Genomic DNA, 22353 nt, shown 5'->3' on the forward strand with positions numbered 1-22353 from the left:
GCTTTAAGCGGCCAGCATTTCCTTCGCATGCTTGCGCGTGGTGGCGGTAATCTCGACGCCTCCGAGCATGCGCGCGACCTCCTCGACGCGGCTCGCGCGATCCAGCACGGTCACTTCGCTGAGCGTTGCGCCTTGCGCATCGGTGGACTTGGCCACGCTGAAATGGTGCTCGCCGCGGGCGGCGACCTGCGGCAGGTGGGTCACGCACAACACTTGCCGGATCTGACCGAGTTGGTGCAACAGTCGTCCAACGACTTCCGCGACGGCGCCGCCGATGCCGCTGTCGACCTCGTCGAAGATTAGTGTCGGCGTCGGGCTCGCAGTGCTCGCGATCACCGACAGCGCGAGGCTGATGCGTGCCAACTCGCCCCCGGAAGCCACCTTCGCCAGCGGCCGTAACGGCACGCCAGCGTGGCCGGCTACGCGGAACTCGACCTGCTCGAGCCCATGCTGGCCGCCTTCGGGCAATGGCTCTAACGCGACCTCGAATCGCCCACCGGTCATCGACAAGTCCTGCATTCCGGTGGTCACCGCGTGGCTCAGCGCCTTGGCCGCCTTAACGCGGGCCTTGGATAGTCGCCCCGCCAGCGTCATGTAGGCTTGTTTCGCGCTCGCCTGCGTGGCGCGCAACGCGTCGATGTCCGTCGCCGCATCCAGCGCTTGCAATTGGGCGTGCCGTGCCAGCAATGCGTCGGGCAGTGCATCCGGTTGCATCCTGAATTTGCGCGCGGTCGAATGCAGTGCATCGAGCCGGGTTTCGACCTGCGCGAGCCGCGCCGGGTCCAGCTCGAGCCGCTGCGCGTAGTGGGTCAGCGAGTAGGCCGCTTCCTGCAGTTGAATTTCGGCCGGCTCCAGCGCGGCCAACGCATCGCCGAGCGCGCTGTCGATCTCGGCCAGGCTGCGCAGTTTCGCGATGATGGCAGCCAGTTGCGTGATCATGGCGTCGTCCGACTCGGACAAGGCGCCTAGCGCCGCCTGCACACCGTCGATCAAGTTCGCCGCGTGCGACAGTCGGCGGTGTTCGGCGCTGATCTCATCCCATTCGCCGGGTTGCGGCGCCAGCTTCTCGAGTTCCGACAATTGCCACACCAGCCGCTCGCGCTCAAACTGCAACTCGCGCTCTCGCGCTTGCGCGGCCTGCACGGCCGCCGCCGCATCGCGCCAGCCGCGCCACGCTCGCGCGACGTCCTTGGCCAGCGCCGTCAGGCCCGCATGCGCATCAAACAGCTCGCGCTGCGCGTCGCCGCGCATCAGCAATTGGTGGGCGTGCTGGCCATGGATGTCCACCAGCATTTCGCCAATGTCCCGCAACTGGCCAAGCGTGGCGGCCGTGCCGTTGATGAACGCACGTGAACGGCCGTTGGCGTCGATCACACGGCGCAGCACCACGTGCCCGCTGCCGTCGTCGAACGCATGCTCGGCCAGCCACCGCGCGGCGCCCTCATGTGCGTCGAACTCAGCGGTGATGTCCGCACGGCTTTGGCCGGTGCGTACCACTGTCGCGTCGGCTCGCGCACCGAGCGCCAGCGCCAACGCGTCGATCAGGATGGATTTGCCGGCGCCGGTTTCGCCGGAAAAAACGGTAAAGCCACGCTCGAGCTCGATGTCGAGCGTGGCGACGATAACAAAGTCCCGGATCGACAGATGACGCAGCATAGGCGAACGAAAGCGGTCGTCGTGAAAGGCGGATTGGGTGGGTTGACAATGAGTGAGCTGGCGTGCAGCGACGGGCACCGGCTCAGCCGGGCTCGTCCTCGCCGAGTGACGAGTGCTCATTCCAGTGCAGCTTCTTGCGCAAGGTCCGGTAATAACTGTAGCCGACCGGATGCAGGAACGGCACCGTGTGCTGGGAGCGCCGCACCTCGATCGTATCCTCGAGTTGCAACGCAGTGAACGACTGCATGTCGAAATTCACGTTGACGTCGCGCCCGCCAATGATCTGGATTGCGATTCGGCACGTGTCAGGCAGCACGATGGGTCGGTTCGACAACGCGTGTGGCGCGATCGGCACCAGCACGATCCCTTGCAATTGCGGATGCAGCAATGGGCCGTTGGACGAGAGCGCGTACGCGGTGGAACCAGTTGGCGTGGCCACGATCAGCCCGTCCGAGCGCTGGTCCGACATGAAGTTGCCATCGACCGACACGCGTAACTCCGCCATCCCGGAGAAGCCGCTCCGGTTCACGACGACGTCGTTAAACGCCTGCGCGTGGTAGATCGGCTCGCCGTTGCGCATGATACGGGCCGCCAGCAACGAGCGCTCCTCGCGCTCATGGCTGCCCGATAGCATGTGCGGTACCAACTGGTTCATATCGGCGATCGCGATATCGGTGATGAAGCCGAGCCGGCCGTGGTTGACACCAATCAGCGGGGTGCGGTAAGGCGCGAGTTGCCGGCCGATGCCCAACATGGTGCCGTCGCCGCCGAGCACGACAGCGACGTCGGCGCGTGCGCCGATCTCGGCTGGCGTGAGCGCCGGATAGGCGTGCAGCCCGTTTTCGCGCGCCGTGTCGGCTTCGAACACAATCTGAAAGCCGCGTCGCGTCAGGCAGCCGGCGAGCGCGGCAAGCGGCTCGCCGATGCCAGGCGTGTTGTTGCGGCCGATTAGCGCCACGGTTTTGAATTGACCCATTTTCATGCCCGCATTACACCATAGGTGTCTGACAAACTGTATGCCTTCGTGGTTGAGATCGCACGTGCGCGTCGGATAAATGCCGACCCTCGCTGCGTGCAAGATTTACGCTAGAATTTTCGCTATGCTAGATCCTCGCGCCCAGACCCTGCTTAAGACGCTGATCGAACGGTATATCGCCGAAGGTCAGCCGGTCGGTTCGCGCACGTTGTCCAAGTATTCGGGCCTCGAACTCAGCCCGGCGACGATCCGCAACGTGATGTCTGACCTCGAGGAGCTAGGGCTTGTCGCCAGTCCTCATACGTCGGCCGGGCGGATCCCGACGCCCCGCGGCTACCGGTTGTTCGTCGATACGATGCTGACCGTGCAGCCCGACGCGCAGGAAGCCGAGGTCAAGCTCGCGGTGCAGGACAAGCTCAAGCCGGGCGAGACGCAGAAGGTCGTCGCGGCAGCGGCCAGCGTGCTGTCCAACCTGTCGCAGTTTGCCGGCGTCGTGCTCACGCCGCGGCGCAGCCACGTGTTCAAACAGATCGAGTTCATGCGGCTGTCCGACAAGCGGATCCTGCTCATTATCGTCACCCCCGAAGGTGACGTGCAGAATCGGATCATGGCGACCCAGCGTGACTATTCGCCGTCGCAGTTGACCGAGGCATCCAACTATATCAACACGCATTATGCGGGCCTGTCGTTCGACGAGGTGCGACGCCGACTGCGCGAGGAAATCGACGCGCTGCGCGGCGACATGATGCAATTGATGCAGGCCGCTGTCACCGCCAGCACGGAAACCGACGACGAATCCGACAACGTACTGATCTCGGGTGAGCGGAACCTGCTCGAAGTGGCCGATCTGTCGTCCGACATGGCGCGCCTGCGCAAGCTGTTCGATGTCTTCGACCAGAAGACTAGCCTGCTACAGTTGCTCGACGTATCGAGCCATGCGCAGGGCGTGCAGATCTTCATCGGTGGAGAATCCACGCTCGTGCCGATCGAGGAAATGAGCGTTGTGACCGCGCCGTATGAGGTCGATGGCAAGATCGTCGGCACACTCGGCGTGATCGGTCCGACCCGCATGGCGTACAACCGCGTGATTCCGATCGTCGACATCACCGCTCGGCTGCTGTCGTTCGCGTTGTCTCAGCATTGACCGCTTCCTTCATTCGAGCAATGCGGCATGAGGAAGTAAGCTGTATCGCCTTTGTTTGCTTTTACGGCATGCACGGTTCCATCTCGAAGAGCGTCTACCCGGTTGTGTGCTCAACGCGGAGCCTCCCCGGCACGACCTGTTAGCCTATTAAGCAAGACTGCGCCGGTTGGCCACCCTAACAAGGACAGTTTCACTCTATCTTATTGCACATCGCGTTGCCTTCGACGATGCGTGGACAAGATGATGAGTGTTGCAGCTAAAATGCCCCGGCTCGGCCTGTGATTAAACAGCTCACATAATGTTTCGGGCAGCCTCGCCGCTGAGCCCCGTAGTCAGGGTATCTCTAGACGGTGTTCGGCGGTTGTCGTTCGTCCCGAGATACTGGTTTAATAAAGGCCTCCTGCGGCTATTTCGAAAACGTTCTTTTAATCAGGCCAATGCCACGGGGGTTGTTGCAAAGGTGTTTGCCCGACAACGAACGTCTCTGAAAGTTCTCTGGCCAGAACGATGGCATTGCAATCCGAAGCGTTGCTTAAAGCTGCAGCCAATCTCGGCGAGTGCGATATGACCCACATCTGGGTGCGATGCGACGCATCAATAATCAGGCGGCCCAGCGCTGGTATAAGATCGGGGTGCAGACTCGTTTCAGGTTCGTTCAATACCATGAGCGGTGGAGGGCGTGGAGTCATTAATGCAGCAACAAGAAGGAGATACCGAAGTGTGCCGTCCGACAGCTCCGCTGCGGTCAACGGGCGTAAAAGTCCCTCTTGCTGTAAGGTCAACGTGAAAAGCCCTCCTGCTTGTGCATCAATTTTCAGGACACTTCCAGGAAATGCATCGTTAATTGCCGCATCAAGCGCTTCGCTATCACCGATCTCCCGAATGGTTTGCAGCGCAGCCGCTAAATCCCTTCCGTCATGATGCATGACTGGCGTACGTGTGCCAAGCTGAGGTTTTCGCGTTGGCGCGTCAGGATCGGTGCGGAAATGGTCATAGAATCGCCAACTGCGGACGGTTTCACGCATTTCAAAAACTTCGGGGCTATAGCGGTCTTTACCGAGATACGAAAACAGACTCTCGTAAAGAGACATGTGTTGGGCGAGCATTTCCCATCCGTGCGTGGAACGGCGACGCACGAGCGGCCCGTCACGATCAATCAGTACGCTTGCAGGCCGAAGAAACGGCCCTGCCCATATACATTCTCGCTTAAACACCGGATCAAGCGTAAAAGCAGACGGAGGATTCGGCGGCGGGATCTCGGGAGGAGGGAATCCCAAGGTTACTGCATATCCAAAGTCATCGCCACTGAAGCCTAAACGCAAACGTATGCTATTTTTGCGTTGCCCCCCTTCCACGGCTTGTTCCCTTCGTCGCATGTCACGGTTTAGCATTTCAGGCCCCGCCCAAACTACGGCCTTTAACCCCCCCCTTCCGCCGCCAATGGCGAAATAATGCCACCTTGGGCAGTCTCTGAAAGCAGTCTTAAAGCTCGGTATAGATTGGATTTGCCACTTCCATTAGCACCGCTTACTAGATTCAGTCGCGTGAGCGGAATAACCAGTTTTTTTATTGATCGATAGTTGCTTATCGACAATACTCTTATCATATACACTCCGCTTTATCGAATTAAATATTGCCTTAACAACGAATCAAAAATTATTTTCAACAACATTGCGAGTCAATTGGGTTCAGTGACATGCTTAATGGTCACGTTGCCATCTGCTACATGCCCCACTTCATTGGCTGCAGCAATCGCGGAAGCCCGATGAGCGACCATGACGACTATATGATTTGGCGACCGTGGTTTTAGTTCTCGCAACACGATGGCCTCCATGGTGTCATCGAGTGCTGAAGTACCTTCGTCAATCAAAAGTATTCGAGCATCACGGAGCAACGCTCGCGCAATAGCTATCCGCTGCCGTTCTCCTCCCGACAACATCATTCGTCGATCGCCAACGCAGAATTTAGGCTCCTCATGCGAGAGTAGAAAGGTTTTGAGTCGTTGCCGCGCACGCTTCGGATCATCTTAGGCGTTCACCCAGGCGCGCGACAGATCGCGGAAGGCTTCGTCCTCCACGGTGGGCATCTACACCGCCGACAGATCGCCGGCGCGCAGCGAACTCACCCGCTTCACAGCGTCGCGTCGATTCGTCTTGACACACTCGCCTGGCGCCTTCAGTGACGGCGCACGCACCATGCAGTCTCAATCCTGCTGCACAAGCTGGCGGTCAAGCCCCTCTCTGCACGGACCCGCCTTGTGAACAATGCGTAGGCCGAGTGCTTTGAACTGCAGACGTTTGCACAGACGATCGATATCCGACTTCGTCGTGCCGATCTTGCCGAGCCATTTGACTTTGCCTGCTGCGCGCGACGGCGGCAAGCGCCGAGCGGCCGTTATAATCGGATAACAAGTGCACCATTGCGGTGCTCAACGGATCCTCTCATGCATTTTGATCTTGAGCTGCCCTCGCAGCCGAGCGCATCGCACCGGGTCGGTGTGCTGCTGATCAACCTCGGCACCCCCGCTGCACCGACGCCGCGCGCGGTGCGGCGCTACTTGGCCGAGTTCTTGTCCGACCCACGCGTCGTCGAGATCCCTGCGCCGCTGTGGCAGATTGTGCTGCGCGCGCTGATCCTGCCGTTGCGCGGCCGTGCGTCGGCGCGCAAGTACGCGGCGATCTGGGACGCGGAGGGCTCGCCGCTGCGCGTGCACACCGAGCGGCAGGTCGACGGCCTGAGGCAGCGGCTGGCGGCGGGCCGTTGTTCTGTGCTCGTCGATTATGCAATGCGCTATGGCACACCCAGCATCGGCAATGTGCTGAATCAGCTCAAGCGCGCCGGCGCCGAGCGGGTGCTATTGGTGCCGCTGTATCCCCAGTATTCGGCCTCGACCAGCGCCAGCGCATTCGATGCGGCATTCTCCGCGCTGGCGCGTATGCGCAATCAACTGGAGATCCGCACGATCAAGCATTATGCGGACCATCCCGCGTATATCGAGGCGCTGGCGTCTCAGGTGCTGCGCTATTGGCAGCAGCACGGCCGGCCCGATTTCACGGCCGGCGATCGGCTGTTGTTAAGCTTTCATGGTGTGCCTAAGCGCACGTTGGATTTGGGCGATCCCTATGCCGAGCAATGCCGGCAAACCGCGACGTTGCTGGCCCATGCGCTCGGGTTGACCGAGGTCGAATGCCGGCTCACGTTCCAGTCACGGTTCGGACGCGCGCAATGGTTGCAACCTTACACCGCACCGACGCTGCAGGAGTTGGGCGCGGCCGGGGCCGGTCGGGTTGACGTGTTTTGCCCGGGCTTTACGTCCGATTGCCTCGAGACGCTCGAGGAAATTGGCATCGAGGGTCGTAATACGTTCTTGCGGGCGGGGGGACGCGAGTTCCATCGAATTCCCTGCGTCAACGACGCGCAACCGTGGATCAGCGCGCTGGCCGAGATCGTCGCCACCCATCTGCAAGGGTGGCCGATGGCTACGTCGCAACAGAGCGCGGCAGCGACGACATCCGCGTGAGTTTGCCGATGAGCTTGAAGATCTCGACTGATCCTCACGCGCGGTTGCGCATCGACAAGTGGCTGTGGGCGGCACGGTTTTTCAAGACCCGTTCACTGGCGGCCGACGCGCTTGGCAAGGGCCGGGTGCGTATCGGCGGTGAGCCGGTGAAGGCGGCCAAGGAGGTGCGCGTCGGCGACATTGTGCAAATCGACATCGAGCGCATCGTATGGGAAGTGCAGGTGCGTGGCGTATGTGACGTGCGCGGTCCGGCGACGATCGCGCAGACGCTATACGAGGAGACGCCGGCCGGCAACGCGCGTCGGCTGGCAGAGTTGGCGCGACGCAGCACTTTTCGGGAGCCTGCTGCGACGCTTCACGGGCGGCCGACGAAGCGCGATCGGCGCATCATTGACAAATTGTCCGGTGCGGATTGAACAGTGACTCGAATGTCGCACGGATGCCGCCGTACTCAGTCGTGGATTCGGTGACGGCGCCGGACAGACAAATGGCAGTCGTTCCCGCGATCAATACCACGGCGACCACCCCAATGGCAAAAATCAGTTTCATGGCACGGGCGGAAATGGGCATTATTGGACTGGGCGGTGGGAGTGCCGTGAACAAAATCAGGGTACACGCGTTTGGAGCGCCTCATAGCGAAGTGTAGGTCAGCGCCGGCGGGCGCTCAATTTATTTGCGTCGCAACATACGGGAAATCGTGTAACGGTATGGCAACGCCCCGCTTGCAACGCCATACGGTGCTGCGCCGCGACTTTTTACGGCGGGCTATTGAAAAGGCCTGCACCGACCCCATGTCGATTGCGCAACTACGATTTCCGCGCCCCGGCGCCCATCGGGCCGGCGGGGTGCGGGAACAGCCGAATCAAACCATTGACTGAAATTGACCACGGCCATCATGGAAGAGAAGCAAGCAAGCCAGAATCGCCCCGCATCGGATACCGAACCCGCCGGCAACGGCACGCAAACGGCGCAGGACGCACAGGTGCAACCGGCCGAGGCTCAGCGCGAGGGCGCCGCGGCGGCACAGCCGGGCGCCGACAATGGGCCATTCGGTGAGGCCGATGCCGCCGCCGAGGCCAAGGCGCTCGAGCAAGCGCAGGCCAAGATCGCCGAACTGCACGAGAGTGTCCTGCGCGCTTGTGCAGAGACGGAGAACGTGCGGCGGCGCGCGCAGGACGACGTTGCCAAGGCGCACAAGTTCGCAATCGAGAGTTTCGCCGAGCACTTGTTGCCGGTCGTCGACAGCCTGGAGGCCGCACTGGCGGACAACGCCGGCGACTTGGCGAAGGTGCGTGAGGGCGTCGAACTGACGTTGCGTCAATTGTCGAGCGCGTTGGAGAAGGGGCGCGTTGTGCAGATCAATCCGGTCGGCGAGAAATTCGATCCGCACCGGCACCAGGCGATTTCGATGGTGCCGGCCGAGCAGGAGGCCAACACTGTCGTCAGCGTGTTGCAAAAAGGCTACGTGATCGCCGACCGTGTGCTGCGCCCGGCGCTGGTCACCGTGGCCGCGCCCAAGTGAGGGCGGCCCGCGTCTTGCCACGACAAAGCCCGCGTGCACGCTAGAGTATTGAAATCAGCGCTGTTGTACCCATGTTGTGGGCAGACGTGAATGAATGACCGCGCGCTGCGCGGGTCTGCTAGATCAAAGCCAGGAGATTAGTAAAATGGGCAAAATTATCGGGATCGACCTCGGTACCACGAATTCGTGCGTGGCACTGATGGAAGGCAATCAGGTGCGAGTGATCGAGAACTCGGAAGGCGCCCGCACGACGCCTTCGATCATCGCGTATATGGACGATGGCGAGATTCTGGTCGGCGCGCCGGCCAAGCGTCAGTCCGTGACGAACCCGAAGAACACGCTGTTCGCCGTCAAGCGGCTGATCGGCCGTCGCTTTGAAGAGAAGGAAGTGCAGAAGGACATTGGCCTGATGCCTTATCAGATCATCAAAGCGGACAATGGCGATGCGTGGGTACAGGTGCGCGACAAGAAGCTTGCGCCGCCGCAGATTTCCGCCGAAGTGCTGCGCAAGATGAAGAAGACGGCCGAGGATTACCTCGGCGAGCCGGTGACCGAAGCGGTGATCACCGTGCCGGCGTACTTCAACGACAGCCAGCGGCAAGCCACGAAGGATGCGGGCCGCATCGCCGGCCTGGACGTGAAGCGGATTATCAACGAGCCGACCGCCGCGGCGCTCGCATTCGGACTGGATAAAACCGAGAAGGGAGATCGCAAGATTGCGGTCTATGACCTGGGCGGTGGCACGTTTGATATCTCGATCATCGAGATCGCGGACGTGGATGGCGAAATGCAGTTCGAGGTGTTGTCGACCAACGGCGACACGTTCCTCGGTGGTGAGGACTTCGACCAGCGGATCATCGACTACATCATCGGTGAATTCAAGAAGGAGCAGGGCGTTGACCTGTCCAAGGACGTGCTCGCGCTGCAACGGCTGAAGGAAGCGGCTGAGAAGGCCAAGATCGAGTTGTCCAGTTCGGCACAAACCGAGATTAACCTGCCGTACATCACGGCGGACGCGTCCGGACCGAAGCACTTGAACCTGAAGATCACCCGCGCGAAGCTGGAGGCGTTGGTCGAGGAGCTGATCGAGCGCACGATCGAGCCGTGCCGTATCGCGATCAAGGACGCGGGCGTGAAGGTCGGTGACATCGATGACGTGATCCTAGTGGGCGGCATGACGCGGATGCCGAAGGTGCAGGACAAGGTCAAGGCGTTCTTCGGCAAGGAGCCGCGTCGCGATGTGAACCCGGACGAGGCGGTCGCGGTAGGTGCGGCGATCCAGGGTCAGGTGCTCTCCGGCGACCGCAAGGATGTGCTGCTGCTGGATGTGACGCCGCTGTCGCTGGGCATCGAGACGCTCGGCGGCGTGATGACGAAGATGATCAACAAAAACACGACGATCCCGACCAAGCACACGCAGGTGTACTCGACGGCCGACGACAACCAGTCGGCGGTGACGATCAAGGTGTTCCAGGGTGAGCGTGAGATGGCGGCCGGCAACAAGCTGCTGGGCGAATTCAACCTGGAAGGCATCCCGCCCGCACCGCGCGGCGTGCCGCAGATCGAAGTAACGTTTGACATCGACGCAAACGGCATCCTGCACGTGCATGCGCGTGACAAGGGCACGGGCAAGGAGAACAAGATCACGATCAAGGCGAATTCGGGCCTGTCCGAGGCTGAGATCGAGAAAATGGTGAAGGATGCTGAGGCGAACGCCGAGGAAGATCATCGCCTACGCGAGCTGGCCGACGTGCGTAACCAAGGTGACGCGCTGGTGCACAGCACGAAGAAGGCGCTGTCCGACTACGGTGACAAGATCGACGCGAGCGAGAAGAGCGCGATCGAGGCTGCGCTCAAGGAACTGGAGGAAGCGCTGAAGAGCGCGTCCGACAAGGCGCAGGTCGAGGCGAAAATCGAGGCGCTGTCGAAAGTGTCCCAAAAGCTCGGTGAGAAGATGTACGCCGACATGCAGGCCCAGGCGGGTGCGGCCGGGGCATCGGCCGGGGACGGCGCGTCGTCCGCTGCATCGTCCGACAAGGCTGAGGACGACGTCGTCGACGCCGACTTCAAGGAAGTGAAGAAGGACTGAGCGAAGCGGCGGTGGCTGCCGGTGCGCGGTGCGCGATGCGTGCCGTGTCCACCCGGCCAGCCATTTGTGTGCCATCGTGCGCTGCAGCACGGTGGCGAAGACAGAGCGCCTGGCGAGCTTAGCGGCTCTCCGGGCCCATTTTGTTTTGTGGTATTGACTCGATATGGCCAAACGGGACTACTACGACGTGCTGGGTGTCGCCAAGAATGCGTCCGATGACGACATCAAGAAGGCGTATCGGAAGCTGGCAATGAAGTACCACCCGGACCGCAATCCTGGCAACAAGGATGCGGAAGAGCATTTCAAGGAGGCGAAGGAAGCCTATGAAATGCTGTCCGACTCGCAAAAGCGCGCCGCGTACGATCAGTACGGCCATGCGGGCGTCGACCCGAACATGGGCGCCGCCGGCGCACAAGGCTTCGGCGGCTTTGCCGATGCGTTCGGCGATATCTTCGGCGATATCTTTGGGCAAGCCGCAGGCGGGGGCCGGCGGGCCGGTCCGCAGGTGTACCGCGGCGCGGACCTGCGCTACAGCATGGAGATCACGCTGGAGCAGGCCGCGCATGGCTATGAGACGCAAATCCGCGTGCCGAGTTGGACATCGTGCCAGGTATGTCATGGCTCCGGCGCGAAGCCGGGCACCAAGCCTGAGACGTGCCCAACCTGCCATGGGCAGGGGCAGGTGCGCATGTCGCAGGGTTTCTTCAGCATCCAGCAGACGTGTCCAAAGTGTCACGGCATCGGGAAGTACATTCCGGAGCCGTGCGCCCATTGTCACGGCGCCGGCAAGGTCAAGGAAACCAAGACGCTGGAGGTGAAGATTCCCGCCGGCATCGACGAGGGGATGCGGATCCGTTCCGCCGGCAACGGCGAGCCGGGCATCAATGGCGGTCCGAACGGCGATCTCTATGTGGAGATCCACATCAAGCCGCACACCGTCTTCGAGCGTGACGGCGACGACCTGCATTGCCAGATGCCGATCGCGTTCACCACCGCGGCGCTGGGTGGCGAGATCGAGGTGCCGACGTTGGCCGGCAAGGCATCGTTTACGGTGTCGGAGGGCACGCAATCGGGCAAGACGTTCCGTCTGCGCGGCAAGGGCATCAAGGGTTTGCGCTCAAGCCTGCCGGGCGACCTGTACGTGCACGTGCAGGTGGAGACGCCGGTCAAGCTGACCGATACGCAGCGTGATCTGCTGCGCCAGTTCGAAAAGTCGCTGGTCGAAGGGGGCGCGCGGCATAGCCCGCAGAGCAAGGGCTGGTTCGACCGCGTGAAAAGCTTCTTCGAGTGACATGAGGGCAGTTGACGCGAGGGCGGGGCAGGCTGTGGGCGACCTCGACAGCGCCCGCGTGTTCGCGCTGCTCGACGACTGTGCGCCCGAGGAGGCGTCGGCCGATGCCCCTGCATGCCGCTCGCGTCTCTATACGGCGTTCTCGCATGAGCGCACTTGCACCGATCCCGGCCGGCTCGATGCGGTGCTCGCTGAAGTGGACGCAGATCTGCGCACGGGGCTGCATGCGTTGTTACTTGCAGACTACGAATGGGGCGTACGGCTGCAATGCCCGGCCAGGTGCGCCGACGACGGTGCGCTGCGCATTCTTCTTTTCCGCGAGTTGCGCCGCCTGTCCTCGGAGCAGGTCGCGGCGTGGCTGCAGCAGCAGGACGGCGGCCGCGCGGACCCCGGGGTGGCGGGCATCGCGAACGTGCGCAGCAGCGTCACGCATGACGCGTTCGACGACGCGATTGCGCGCATTCATGCAGCATTGCGCGACGGAGATTCATATCAAGTCAACTATACGTATCGGCTCGCGTTCGATATGTTTGGTTCGGCGCCTGCGTTGTATCGACGCTTGCGGGCGCGCCAGCCGGTGTCGTTCGGCGCTTTGCTGGCGCTGCCCGACGGCACCCATGTGCTGTCGTTGTCGCCCGAACTGTTTGTTGAGCATCGTGGCGGGGCGATTGTCGCGCGGCCGATGAAAGGCACGGCGCCGCGTGCGAATGACGCGCAGCTCGACGCGCAGCAAGCGCGGGCATTGGCCGCCGACGACAAGAACCGGGCAGAGAACCTGATGATCGTTGACCTGTTGCGCAACGATCTGGGCAGGATCGCTCGGACCGGCTCGGTTCGCGTGCCCGCGTTATTTACGGTCGAGCCGTACGCGTCGGTGTGGCAAATGACATCGACCGTGCACGCGCACGTGCGTGACGGGATCGGTTTTGCCGACGTGCTGCGGGCGCTTTTTCCATGTGGCTCGATTACCGGCGCGCCGAAGCTTCGCACGATGGCGTTAATCGAGTCGATCGAGACGACACCACGCGGGCTGTATACCGGCGCGATTGGGTGGCTCGACACGTCTGCTGACGCACGCACGCTTGGCGATTTTTGCCTGTCGGTGGCCATTCGCACGCTGGTGTTGGCACCGCGATCGGGCACTGGTATGGGCGCCGACGTGCGTGCGGGCACGCTCGGCGTGGGCGCCGGCATCGTGCTGGACAGCGTCGCGCACGACGAGTATCTCGAATGTGCGTTAAAGGCGCGCTTCTTAACCGAGGTGGACCCCGGCTTCCAGTTGTTCGAGACGATGTATGCCACGCGGGATGGCGTGCGGCACGCAGGCCTTCATGTCGCCCGTATCGAACGCAGCGCGCGCTATTTCGGCTTCCGGTTTGACGCCGCTGTGTTTGCGGCACGGCTCACGCAGGCCTGCGCGGCGCTCGCGCCGGATCGCGCATATCGGATGCGCGCGACGCTGTGCAAGGATGGGGGCATCGACGTCAGCGCGGCGCTATTGCCGTCGCTCGCAGCCGGTCCGGTGCGCGTGATGCTGGCGGCCGACCACGGCATCGCTGCGCCGGACCTAGACGATCCGTTGCTGCGTCACAAGACCACCTGCCGGGATACCTATGACCGCGCATGGCGACTGGCGCAAACCCATCACGCGTTTGACCTGTTGTTTTTCAATCGACTTGGCGAGCTGACAGAAGGCGGCCGCAGCACGGTATTCGTGCGAATCGACGGCCGCTGGGTCACGCCGCCGCTGGACAGCGGCGTATTACCCGGCGTCATGCGCTCGGTGCTGCTTGCAGATCCGGCGTGGCAGGCCATCGAGCGGCCGATCACGCGGGCCGACTTCGAGCGCCGCGATGCGCTTGTTGTCTGCAATGCGCTACGCGGCGCGATGCCGGCACAGTTGCTTCGCCCACCGTTGCCTCGCTTTTAGTGACGTCGATTCAGAACGTGTGCTCTGCGGCGGGGAACGTCCGTTCCTTGACGGCGCACACGTAGGCGTGGACGGCGGCCTCGATCGACGGCTGACCGGCCATGAAGTCCTTGACGAACCGGGGCCGCTTGCCAGGGAACACGCCGAGCATGTCATGCAACACCAGTACTTGGCCCGAGCAGTCGACTCCGGCGCCGATGCCGATGGTCGGAATCGTCAGCGCCGCGGTGACCTGGGCCCCCAGCGCGGCAGGGATTGCTTCGAGCACGAGCAGCTGCGCGCCGGCCTGCTCGATCAACTGAGCGTCCTTTTTCAACTGTTCGGCCGCCAGATCGTTCTTGCCCTGGACCTTGAAGCCGCCGAACGCGTGTACCGACTGCGGCGTGAGCCCCAGGTGCGCGCAGACCGGCACCGACCGTTCGACCAGGAAGCGGATCGTCTCGGCAAGCCACGCACCGCCCTCGAGCTTGACCATCTGCGCACCCGCCTGCATCAGCTTGACGGCGCTTGAATATGCGTCTGCCGGTGTACCGTAGCTGCCAAACGGCAAATCCGCGACGACCAGCGCGTCGCCGCGGCTACCGCGCGCCACGCTGGCGGTGTGGTATGCGATATCCGCCACGCTAACCGGCAACGTCGTGGCCTGGCCCTGCAGCACGTTGCCGAGCGAGTCGCCGATAAGGAGCACGTCCACGCCCGCGCGCTCGAGCAATGCCGCAAAGCTCGCGTCGTAGCACGTCAGCATCGCGATTGGCTCGCCAACCTCGCGCATCTGCTGAAGGCGCGGAACAGTGACGGCGCGACGGCCGGAATCCTGCAAATAGCTCATGACAAAATGATCCTCGGAGAGCGTTATAGCGCCGTGCCCTTCACCCATACCGCCTTGCGGCCGCGCATCGATCCGATGTGCTTAACCAGCAAGTCTAGGTCTGCGTCAGATCCCGCCAGATCTAGATGGTCGGTATTGACACTGAGCAGTGGCGCGTCGTCGTAATGATAGAAAAACTCGCTGTACGCGGCGCACAATGCGCGCAGGTACGCATCGGTGATATGCGCCTCCATCGGAATCGCGCGCTTCTGGATCCGGGCAAACAGCGTTTCCGGACTGGCCTGAAGGTAAATCACGAGATCCGGCACTGGCCGGGCGAGCGGCACGCGTGCGGCCAGCGCGTGATACAGCGCGAATTCATCGTCGGGCAGCGTCAGGCGGGCAAACAACTCGTCTTTCTGCGGCAGAAAGTCCACGACGAGCGGCGTGCCGTGCTGCCGTGCCTCGGCTATCGCGCGCATTTGCTTCTCGCGCTGCAGCAGGAAATCCAATTGCGCCGGTAACGCGTAGCGCGCGTTGTCGTGATAGAAGCGCTCGAGGAACGGGTTGTCAGCCGCGCGCTCCAGCAGCGTTTGCATGGACCAGCGTGCCGCCAGTTGCGTTGCCAGGGTGGTCTTGCCGGCGCCGATTGGCCCTTCGATCACCAGGTAGCCGAACGGCGTGTGCTGCGCCGGCGCATGGACGCTCAGCGGTGGCACGGCGGCGGATGGGTTCATCGGCGCGGCCCCGACTTGCTGCCCACGATCGCAGCGGCGACGCGTCGAAACGGACATTGGCAAGAGTCGATCTTTTCGATGCGCTGCGACGCGACGCCAGGCAGATAACGGTCCGCACGGCCTAACGCGGGAATCTCGATCGCTGCTTCCAGTTCGAGCAGCGGCACTAGCGCGAACGCCCGCTCAGCTAACCGCGGGTGCGGCACCGTCAGGTCGGGCTCGTCAAGCTGCACGGTGCCGTACAGCAGAATATCGATGTCTAGCGTCCGAGGTGCGTTCCGGTACGGGCGCTCGCGGCCGAAGTGATGCTCAATGTCGTGGCACAGGGCGAGCAACTGCCGTGCGGCAAGCGTGGTATCGATCTTCACCACGCAATTGTAGAAGTCGTCGCCACCGGCATCGACCGGAGCGGTGCGGTACAGGCTCGATTTCCCGAGCACGGTGACGGGAGCCTGCTGCGCGAGGCAGACCACGGCGTCTTTCAGCGTCTGGCGCGCGTCGCCAAGATTCGCGCCCAAGCCAAGATAAGCTACGGTCATGACGTCGACTCCTGCTGCATTCAATGGGCGGCGTTCGCGTAAGCCGCTAGGCGTCGCCATTGCCACGTGGTTCGCCATCGGCCGGCGGCGAGGCCTGCCGGGCACCTTCGCCAGGATCCTTGCGGTTGCGCGAGCCGCCACGGCGCCGGCGCTTGCGCGGCGAGCGCTCCTTGTCGCCCTGTGCCAGCAGCGCCTCGCGCGCGGCCGGATCGCCGACGATGAAATCTGTCCACCATTGACCGACCGACGCGTCCAACTCGCCCGCCTCGCAGCGTAGCAAGAGAAAGTCATAACCTGCTCTGAACCGCTGGTGTTCCAGCAGCTTCAACGCGCTGCGGCCGGAGCGTTTCTCTAGCCGGGGCTGCAGCTCCCAGATTTCGCGCATGTCGGCCGTGTAGCGCCTCTGGATCGCGAGCTTTTCGGTCTGTTGGTCGAGCACGTCGTCCATGGCCCGATGCAGCGCCGGGATCGAATGTTCGCCGCCGGCCTCGTATTGCTGCCAGCGCAGTTGCATTTCGTGCCACAGCAGTGACGCAAACAGGAACCCGGGTGAGACCGGTTTGCCCAAGCGCACGCGCTCGTCGGTATGGGTCAGCGCAAGCGTGATGAAACGCTCCCCGTCGGGTTGTTCAAGCGCCACGTCCAGCAGCGGCAACAGCCCATGGTGCAGGCCCAGCGCGCGCAACTGCTTTAGGCAGCCGAGCGCGTGTCCGGACAGCAACAGCTTGAGCATCTCGTCGAACAGCCGGGCCGCCGGCACGTTGTTGATCAGATCCGCCAACTCGGCGATCGGCGCCTGCGTCGACGATTCGATCGTGAAGTCCAGCTTGGCCGCGAAACGCACGACACGCAGCATCCTGACCGGATCTTCGCGAAAGCGGGTGGCGGGCTCGCCGATCATTCGCAGCACGCGTTGGCGAATGTCGTCCATCCCGCGATGGTAGTCGAGCACGGTCTGCGTCGCCGGATCGTAGTACATCGCGTTGACGGTGAAGTCGCGCCGCGTCGCATCCTCGTGCTGTTCGCCCCAAACGTTGTCGCGCAGCACGCGCCCGCTCGCGTCCACCGCATGCGTGCGCCGGTCCAGCTCGCCGCGTCGCAGCTTGCGCGGTGGCGCAGCCGGCTCACTGTCCGTGGGCCCGGTGCCAGCCGGCGCCGCATCCATCAGCGCGCGGAACGTCGACACTTCGATGATCTCCTGTCCGAACTGGGCGTGGACGATCTGAAAACGTCGGCCGATTAACCGGGCGCGGCGGAACAGCTTGACGACCTCATCCGGCGTGGCATCCGTGGCGACATCAAAATCCTTCGGCGCGATATTGAGCAGCAGATCTCGCACCGCACCGCCGACGATGAACGCGCGAAAACCGGCTTGTTGCAGCGTGTCGGTGACGCGGATGGCATTGCGCGAGATCAACGCCGGATCGATACGATGGATGTCGGCTGGCACGATCACCGGTACTTCGGCTTCACCACCGGCATGGCGACTGGCACCGGTATTGCCACTGGGATGGCCACCGGCAGCTAAGGCGTTGCGGCGTGGCGTCCGGCGCGGCGGCTTGCGCGACGGCAGCCCAGTGTCCTGCGCGTCAGCCGGCGCGCTGCGCTGCTCGTCGCGCGCCGCATTGCGCCGACGGCCTGTCGGCGCGATGTCCGTGTTGGCATGCTTGCTGCCTCGATCGGCGTCGGCGCTGCGCGATGTGTCGGCCGGCGGGGTGGCATCGCCGCTACGCGAGCCGAACAACTTGCGAATGAGTTTTGTAATCACGTCGATTGGAACAGTTCAAGGACGCGCCAACCACGGGCCAGCGCATATTCGCGCAGCTTCTCGTCCGGATTGGTCGCCACCGGGTCGGTGACCTTTTCGAGCAGCGGGATGTCGTTGTGCGAGTCGCTATAGAAGTAGCTGTGCGCAAAGCTTGTCCAGTCGCAGCCGAGCGAATCCAGCCACGCCTGCACCCGCACGATCTTGCCCTCGCGGTAGCTCGGCACGCCCATCGAGTTGCCCGTGTACGGGCTGTCGGGATGCCCGTCCGTCGTTTCAACCTCGCACGCGATCAACGTCTCAATGCCAAATGCTTCCGCGATCGGTGCGGTGATGAACGCGTTGGTCGCTGTCACGATGCAGCACAGGTCGCCCGCCTCCTGGTGCTCGCGCACCAATGCGCGGGCGGCGGGCAAAATCCGCGGGTTGATGACCTCGTGCATGAATAGCTCATGCCAGTCGTCCAGTTGCCGCCGCGAGTATTTCGCCAGCGGGGTGAGCATCGCGCGCAGGTACGCATGGATATCCAGTTTGCCTGCTTGGTAGTCGGCGTAGAAGCGGTCGTTTTCGCGCGAGAAGCTGTCGGCGTCGACAATGCCGAGCTTGACCATGAAGCGCCCCCACTCGTGGTCGCTATCGGTGGGGATCAGCGTATGGTCCAGGTCGAACAGGGCGAGATTGCGTGCGGTTTTCGTCATGAAGCGCATTTTACTTGAAGCTGTCCGCCAGCATCGCGCGCAGCAGTGGCAACGTGACCGCGCGCTTGTGCTCGAGGGCGAAACGGTCAAGCTCGTCCAGGACGCGCATCAGGCTGGGCATGTCGCGGCGGTAGTGCGTGAGCAGCCATGTTGGTACGTCGTCGGCAAACGTCAGGCCGCGTTCACGCGCGGCATGCTTGAGCACGGCCGCCTTGCCCTCGTCGGCCAACGCGCCGAGATGGAACACCAGGCCCCAACCCAGGCGCGTGCGCAAATCCTCGCGCACGGCTAGATGCAGCGGCGCGGCATTGCCGGTGGCCACCAGTGCGCTGCCGGGGCTGGCGCGCACCTCGTTGAACAGGTTGAACAGCGCGATCTGTTGCGCATCGGCAAGTTGGTCGACATCGTCGACCGCATAGATCGCAACACGCGGATCGTAGCCGAATGCTGATAGCGGGCTGGGTGGCGCGACAAAGCGCGCGCGGCCGCTGGATGCGCCGGCCACCAGCGCCTGCAGCAGGTGGCTGCGCCCGCTCCCGGCGTCCCCCCACACGTAGAACGTGCGGTCCGCGACCGGCCCGGCCGCGAGCGCGGCGTCCAGGCCGGCGAGACGGGCGACCAGTTCGGCATGGGCGCCGGCGAAAAAGTTCTCGAACGTCTTTGGCGGCGGCGTGCCCAGGTCGAGTGTCAGTTGACGATGGGAAGCAGACGAGGTCAACACGGGTGGCAAGGGTCCTGGAATGCGGTTCTGACGCGTTCGTGCGGTCGGCACACTCGCATCGGGTAAAATTGCAATTTTACCGACCTTCCCGCGAGCTTCTCGCGCTCTCGCTATGAATCAACCGAAATCCACTCCCGGCGCGCAGGCGCCGGGCCTGTCCTACCGTGACGCGGGCGTCGACATCGACGCGGGAGACGCGCTCATTGACCGCATCAAGCCGTTCGCAAAAAAGACGATGCGCGACGGCGTGCTGGCGGGCATCGGTGGATTCGGCGCGCTGTTCGAGATACCGAAGAAATACCGCGAGCCGGTGCTGGTCTCCGGCACCGACGGCGTGGGCACGAAGCTCAAGCTCGCGTTCCATTTGAACCGGCATGATACGGTCGGGCAGGATCTGGTGGCCATGAGCGTCAACGACATTCTCGTGCAAGGGGCCGAGCCGCTGTTCTTCCTGGACTATTTCGCCTGCGGCAAGCTCGACGTCGAGACGGCGGCGAGCGTGGTCAAGGGTATTGCCGTCGGGTGCGAACTGGCGGGCTGCGCGCTGATCGGTGGCGAGACGGCCGAGATGCCGGGAATGTATCCGGACGGCGAATACGACCTTGCCGGATTCGCGGTCGGGGCAGTCGAAAAAAGCAAGATCATCGACGGCAGCACGATCGGCGCCGGCGATGTGGTGCTGGGCCTGGCCTCCAGCGGTATCCACTCGAACGGCTATTCGCTGGTGCGCAAGATCATCGAGCGCGCGGCGCCGGATCTGCAAGCCGATTTTGATGGCCGCTCGCTGGCCGAGGCGCTGATGGCACCCACGCGTATCTACGTGAAGCCCATGCTCGAGTTGATGCAGCAACTCCCGGTCAAGGGTATCGCCCATATCACGGGGGGCGGGCTTGTCGAGAACGTGCCACGTGTGCTGCCCGAGCGGCTGTGCGCGGAACTGGACCACCGTGCATGGCCGTTGCCGCCACTGTTCGCGTGGCTGCAGCAGCACGGTGGCGTGGCCGACGCGGAGATGCATCGCGTCTTTAACTGCGGGATCGGAATGGTGGTCATCGTTGCGGCCGAGCACGCGCAGACGGCGGCCGGCGTGCTGTCTGCGGCCGGCGAACAAGTGTGGACACTCGGCACGGTGCGCGAGCGCCACGCCGGCGAGGTACAGACGATCGTGGTGTGACGCTGCGCACGGGGGACGCGACGCCGCATGTTGCAGTGGTTGCAGGGGCGCGTCCGGTGGCGCCGTTGTGGCGCTGTTATGGTAGCGCCGCACCGATCGCGGCGTCTGCTACGTCGGTGCCCATATCCGCCGCACCGCATCGACGGCACGCGGGCCGGCGTCGGTGCTGACACAGTCGACGACAATCCGCTCGGGCATCGAGCGCAACCATGTCAACTGCCGCTTGCAAAGCTGGCGTGTCGCGAAGATGCCCTTGTCGCGCATCGTTGCATAATCGTATTCGCCGTCCAGGTACGCCCACGCCTGTCGGTATCCGACGCAGCGCATCGACGGCAATCCGGGGTGTAGGTCGCCGCGTGCGCGTAATTGCTGCACTTCGTCGATCAAGCCGGCGTCCAGCATGGCGTCGAAGCGCCGTGCAATGCGCGCGTGCAGCACTGACCGGTCGGAGGGTTCCAGCGAAACGGCAGCAAAGCGGGGCGACGGCAGCTGGCCGGCGTGCGTCGTCGCGCGCGTGTCAACGTCGCTTGCGGCCTGGCACCCGACGCTCGGGGCGGCGGCCGGGTGGGACGCCGATCGCAGCAGCGTGGACATCGGCTGACCGGTCAGCCGCCACACCTCCAGCGCACGCTGGATCCGCTGCGAATCGTTGGGCGCGATCCGCGCCGCCGATACCGGGTCGATCTGTGCCAATTTCGCGTGCAGGGCGGGCCAGCCCTCGCGCGCCGCATCCTGGTCAAGTGCGGCCCGGATCGACGCGTCGGCGCCCGGCAACTCGTTCAAGCCCTCGACCAGCGCCTTGTAGTACAGCATGGTTCCGCCCACCAATAATGGCAGTTTGCCGCGCGCGATGATTCGTGCGCACAGGCGCAGCGCGTCGGTACGGAACTGGGCGGCCGAATAGGCGTCGAGCGGGTCGATGATGTCAATCAGATGGTGGGGCACCGCGGCGCGTTCAGCCGCGGTCGGCTTGGCGGTCCCGATGTCCATTTGCCGGTAGACGAGCGCCGAATCGATGCTGACGATCTCGACCGGGGCATGGCGCGCCAGTTCGAGCGCGGCGGCGCTCTTACCAGACGCGGTCGGCCCAAGCAGGCATGCGATGATGGGGGCGGATGCCACGGCGCGACTATTGGCCCCGCATGAACAACCGGTCCAACTCGCCGAGCGTAAGCTGAAACCAGGTTGGACGACCATGATTGCATTGATCGGCGCGCTCGGTGGCTTCCATTTGCCGCAACAGCGCATTCATCTCGTCCATGCTCAGGCGCCGGTTCGCGCGCACCGCATGGTGGCACGCCAGCGTGCCGAGCAGCTCGTGCTGGTGCTCGGTCAGCACCCGCGAGCCGCCGTACGCGTGCAGGTCCGCAAGCACTGCACGCGCCAGCGAGACCAGGTCGGTATCCTTGAGCAGCGCGGGCACGGCCCGGATGGCCAGCGTGGTCGGGGACAGCGAAGCGATGTCGAAGCCCAGTGCATCGAGCGTCTCGTGTTCTTCGCCGGCCACGCCGATCTCGACCGCATCGGCTTGCATCGTCACCGGGATCAACAGCGGTTGCACGGCGATGCGCCGCTGAGCGAGCGCGTGCTTGAATTGCTCGTACAGGATGCGCTCATGGGCGGCGTGCATGTCAACTAGCACCAGTCCGCGCGTGTTTTGCGCCAGTACGTAGATGCCGTGCAACTGCCCGAGCGCGAATCCCAACGGATGCTCGTCAACGGGCTGAGCCGGCGCCGTCGCGGGCCCGTTAGCGGGGGCGGGGGGAGGGGCCGTGTTGGTGGC

The 22353-nt window shown here is 63.3% G+C and carries 17 protein-coding genes and 4 pseudogenes; 8 read left to right on the forward strand and 13 right to left on the reverse strand.

The window, feature by feature from the left end; translation table 11 throughout:
* Nucleotides 1-3: 3 nt before the first annotated feature.
* Nucleotides 4-1656: a DNA repair protein RecN gene (gene recN, locus KQH60_RS02295; protein WP_237574973.1), complete on the reverse strand. Its 1653-nt coding sequence runs from the start codon at nt 1654-1656 to the stop codon at nt 4-6.
* A gap of 82 nt (nt 1657-1738) precedes the next feature.
* Complete coding sequence (locus tag KQH60_RS02300) at nt 1739-2638, reverse strand: NAD kinase (protein ID WP_237574974.1); 900 nt, start codon at nt 2636-2638, stop codon at nt 1739-1741.
* Between the two features lie 118 nt (nt 2639-2756).
* On the opposite strand from KQH60_RS02300, the gene hrcA reads away from it, so the two are divergent.
* Entirely contained in the window at nt 2757-3776 is a 1020-nt protein-coding gene (hrcA, locus tag KQH60_RS02305) for a heat-inducible transcriptional repressor HrcA (RefSeq protein WP_237574975.1), read from the forward strand.
* A 425-nt stretch (nt 3777-4201) separates the two neighbouring features.
* Here the strand turns inward: hrcA and KQH60_RS02310 are convergent.
* From KQH60_RS02310 to KQH60_RS02320, 3 pseudogenes are all read right to left on the reverse strand, one after another.
* Nucleotides 4202-5382 (reverse strand): annotated as a pseudogene (locus KQH60_RS02310) (AAA family ATPase).
* A 72-nt stretch (nt 5383-5454) separates the two neighbouring features.
* A pseudogene (locus tag KQH60_RS14895) lies at nt 5455-5763 on the reverse strand (ATP-binding cassette domain-containing protein); the annotation flags it as partial.
* Nucleotides 5764-5805: 42 nt separating this feature from the next.
* A pseudogene (locus KQH60_RS02320) lies at nt 5806-6129 on the reverse strand (IS110 family transposase); the annotation flags it as partial.
* Nucleotides 6130-6219: 90 nt separating this feature from the next.
* Between KQH60_RS02320 and hemH the strand changes: the two are divergent.
* The 6 genes from hemH to pabB all read left to right on the forward strand — a co-directional run bounded on the left by hemH (nt 6220) and on the right by pabB (nt 14128).
* Nucleotides 6220-7296 (forward strand): ferrochelatase, encoded by a 1077-nt coding sequence (gene hemH, locus KQH60_RS02325; protein WP_237574976.1) that lies wholly within the window; start codon nt 6220-6222, stop codon nt 7294-7296.
* Between the two features lie 8 nt (nt 7297-7304).
* The gene (locus KQH60_RS02330; RefSeq protein WP_237574977.1) at nt 7305-7712 is read left to right on the forward strand and encodes an RNA-binding S4 domain-containing protein; all 408 of its coding nucleotides are present in this window, start codon (nt 7305-7307) and stop codon (nt 7710-7712) included.
* Nucleotides 7713-8191: 479 nt separating this feature from the next.
* Nucleotides 8192-8818: a nucleotide exchange factor GrpE gene (grpE, locus tag KQH60_RS02335; protein ID WP_237574978.1), complete on the forward strand. Its 627-nt coding sequence runs from the start codon at nt 8192-8194 to the stop codon at nt 8816-8818.
* 94 nt (nt 8819-8912) lie between these two features.
* Entirely contained in the window at nt 8913-10907 is a 1995-nt protein-coding gene (gene dnaK, locus KQH60_RS02340) for a molecular chaperone DnaK (protein WP_255779005.1), read from the forward strand.
* A 163-nt stretch (nt 10908-11070) separates the two neighbouring features.
* A complete protein-coding gene (dnaJ, locus tag KQH60_RS02345; protein ID WP_237574980.1) occupies nt 11071-12198 on the forward strand; it encodes a molecular chaperone DnaJ in 1128 nt (375 codons plus the stop codon).
* 1 nt (nt 12199) lies between these two features.
* On the forward strand, nt 12200-14128 hold the full coding sequence (gene pabB, locus KQH60_RS02350) for an aminodeoxychorismate synthase component I (RefSeq protein ID WP_237574981.1): 1929 nt from the start codon (nt 12200-12202) through the stop codon (nt 14126-14128).
* A gap of 10 nt (nt 14129-14138) precedes the next feature.
* Here pabB and panB read toward each other — a convergent pair whose 3' ends face one another.
* The 6 genes from panB to hda are packed head-to-tail and all read right to left on the reverse strand — an operon-like array spanning nt 14139 to nt 19393.
* Nucleotides 14139-14957 (reverse strand): 3-methyl-2-oxobutanoate hydroxymethyltransferase, encoded by an 819-nt coding sequence (gene panB, locus KQH60_RS02355; RefSeq protein WP_237574982.1) that lies wholly within the window; start codon nt 14955-14957, stop codon nt 14139-14141.
* A gap of 23 nt (nt 14958-14980) precedes the next feature.
* Nucleotides 14981-15673, reverse strand: coding sequence for a deoxynucleoside kinase (locus KQH60_RS02360; RefSeq protein WP_237574983.1), 693 nt, complete (start codon nt 15671-15673; stop codon nt 14981-14983).
* The gene (gene folK, locus KQH60_RS02365; protein WP_237574984.1) at nt 15670-16212 is read right to left on the reverse strand and encodes a 2-amino-4-hydroxy-6-hydroxymethyldihydropteridine diphosphokinase; all 543 of its coding nucleotides are present in this window, start codon (nt 16210-16212) and stop codon (nt 15670-15672) included. Before folK ends, KQH60_RS02360 begins: the two co-directional genes overlap by 4 nt.
* A 46-nt stretch (nt 16213-16258) precedes the next feature.
* Nucleotides 16259-17980, reverse strand: a complete 1722-nt coding sequence (gene pcnB / locus KQH60_RS02370) for a polynucleotide adenylyltransferase PcnB (protein ID WP_237574985.1) — start codon at nt 17978-17980, stop codon at nt 16259-16261.
* Nucleotides 17977-18675, reverse strand: coding sequence for an HAD family phosphatase (locus tag KQH60_RS02375; protein WP_237574986.1), 699 nt, complete (start codon nt 18673-18675; stop codon nt 17977-17979). Before KQH60_RS02375 ends, pcnB begins: the two co-directional genes overlap by 4 nt.
* A 10-nt stretch (nt 18676-18685) precedes the next feature.
* On the reverse strand, nt 18686-19393 hold the full coding sequence (gene hda, locus KQH60_RS02380; protein ID WP_237575002.1) for a DnaA regulatory inactivator Hda: 708 nt from the start codon (nt 19391-19393) through the stop codon (nt 18686-18688).
* A 115-nt stretch (nt 19394-19508) separates the two neighbouring features.
* On the opposite strand from hda, the gene purM reads away from it, so the two are divergent.
* Nucleotides 19509-20570 (forward strand): phosphoribosylformylglycinamidine cyclo-ligase, encoded by a 1062-nt coding sequence (gene purM / locus KQH60_RS02385; protein WP_237574987.1) that lies wholly within the window; start codon nt 19509-19511, stop codon nt 20568-20570.
* A 108-nt stretch (nt 20571-20678) separates the two neighbouring features.
* Here the strand turns inward: purM and miaA are convergent, their stop codons facing one another.
* On the reverse strand, nt 20679-21767 hold the full coding sequence (miaA, locus tag KQH60_RS02390; protein WP_237574988.1) for a tRNA (adenosine(37)-N6)-dimethylallyltransferase MiaA: 1089 nt from the start codon (nt 21765-21767) through the stop codon (nt 20679-20681).
* Nucleotides 21700-22353, reverse strand: a pseudogene (mutL, locus tag KQH60_RS02395) (DNA mismatch repair protein MutL); the annotation flags it as partial. The pseudogene mutL and the gene miaA, both read right to left, overlap by 68 nt.

The sequence above is a fragment of the Mycetohabitans sp. B8 genome (genome assembly GCF_021991875.1).
Taxonomy (GTDB): Bacteria; Pseudomonadota; Gammaproteobacteria; order Burkholderiales; family Burkholderiaceae; genus Mycetohabitans.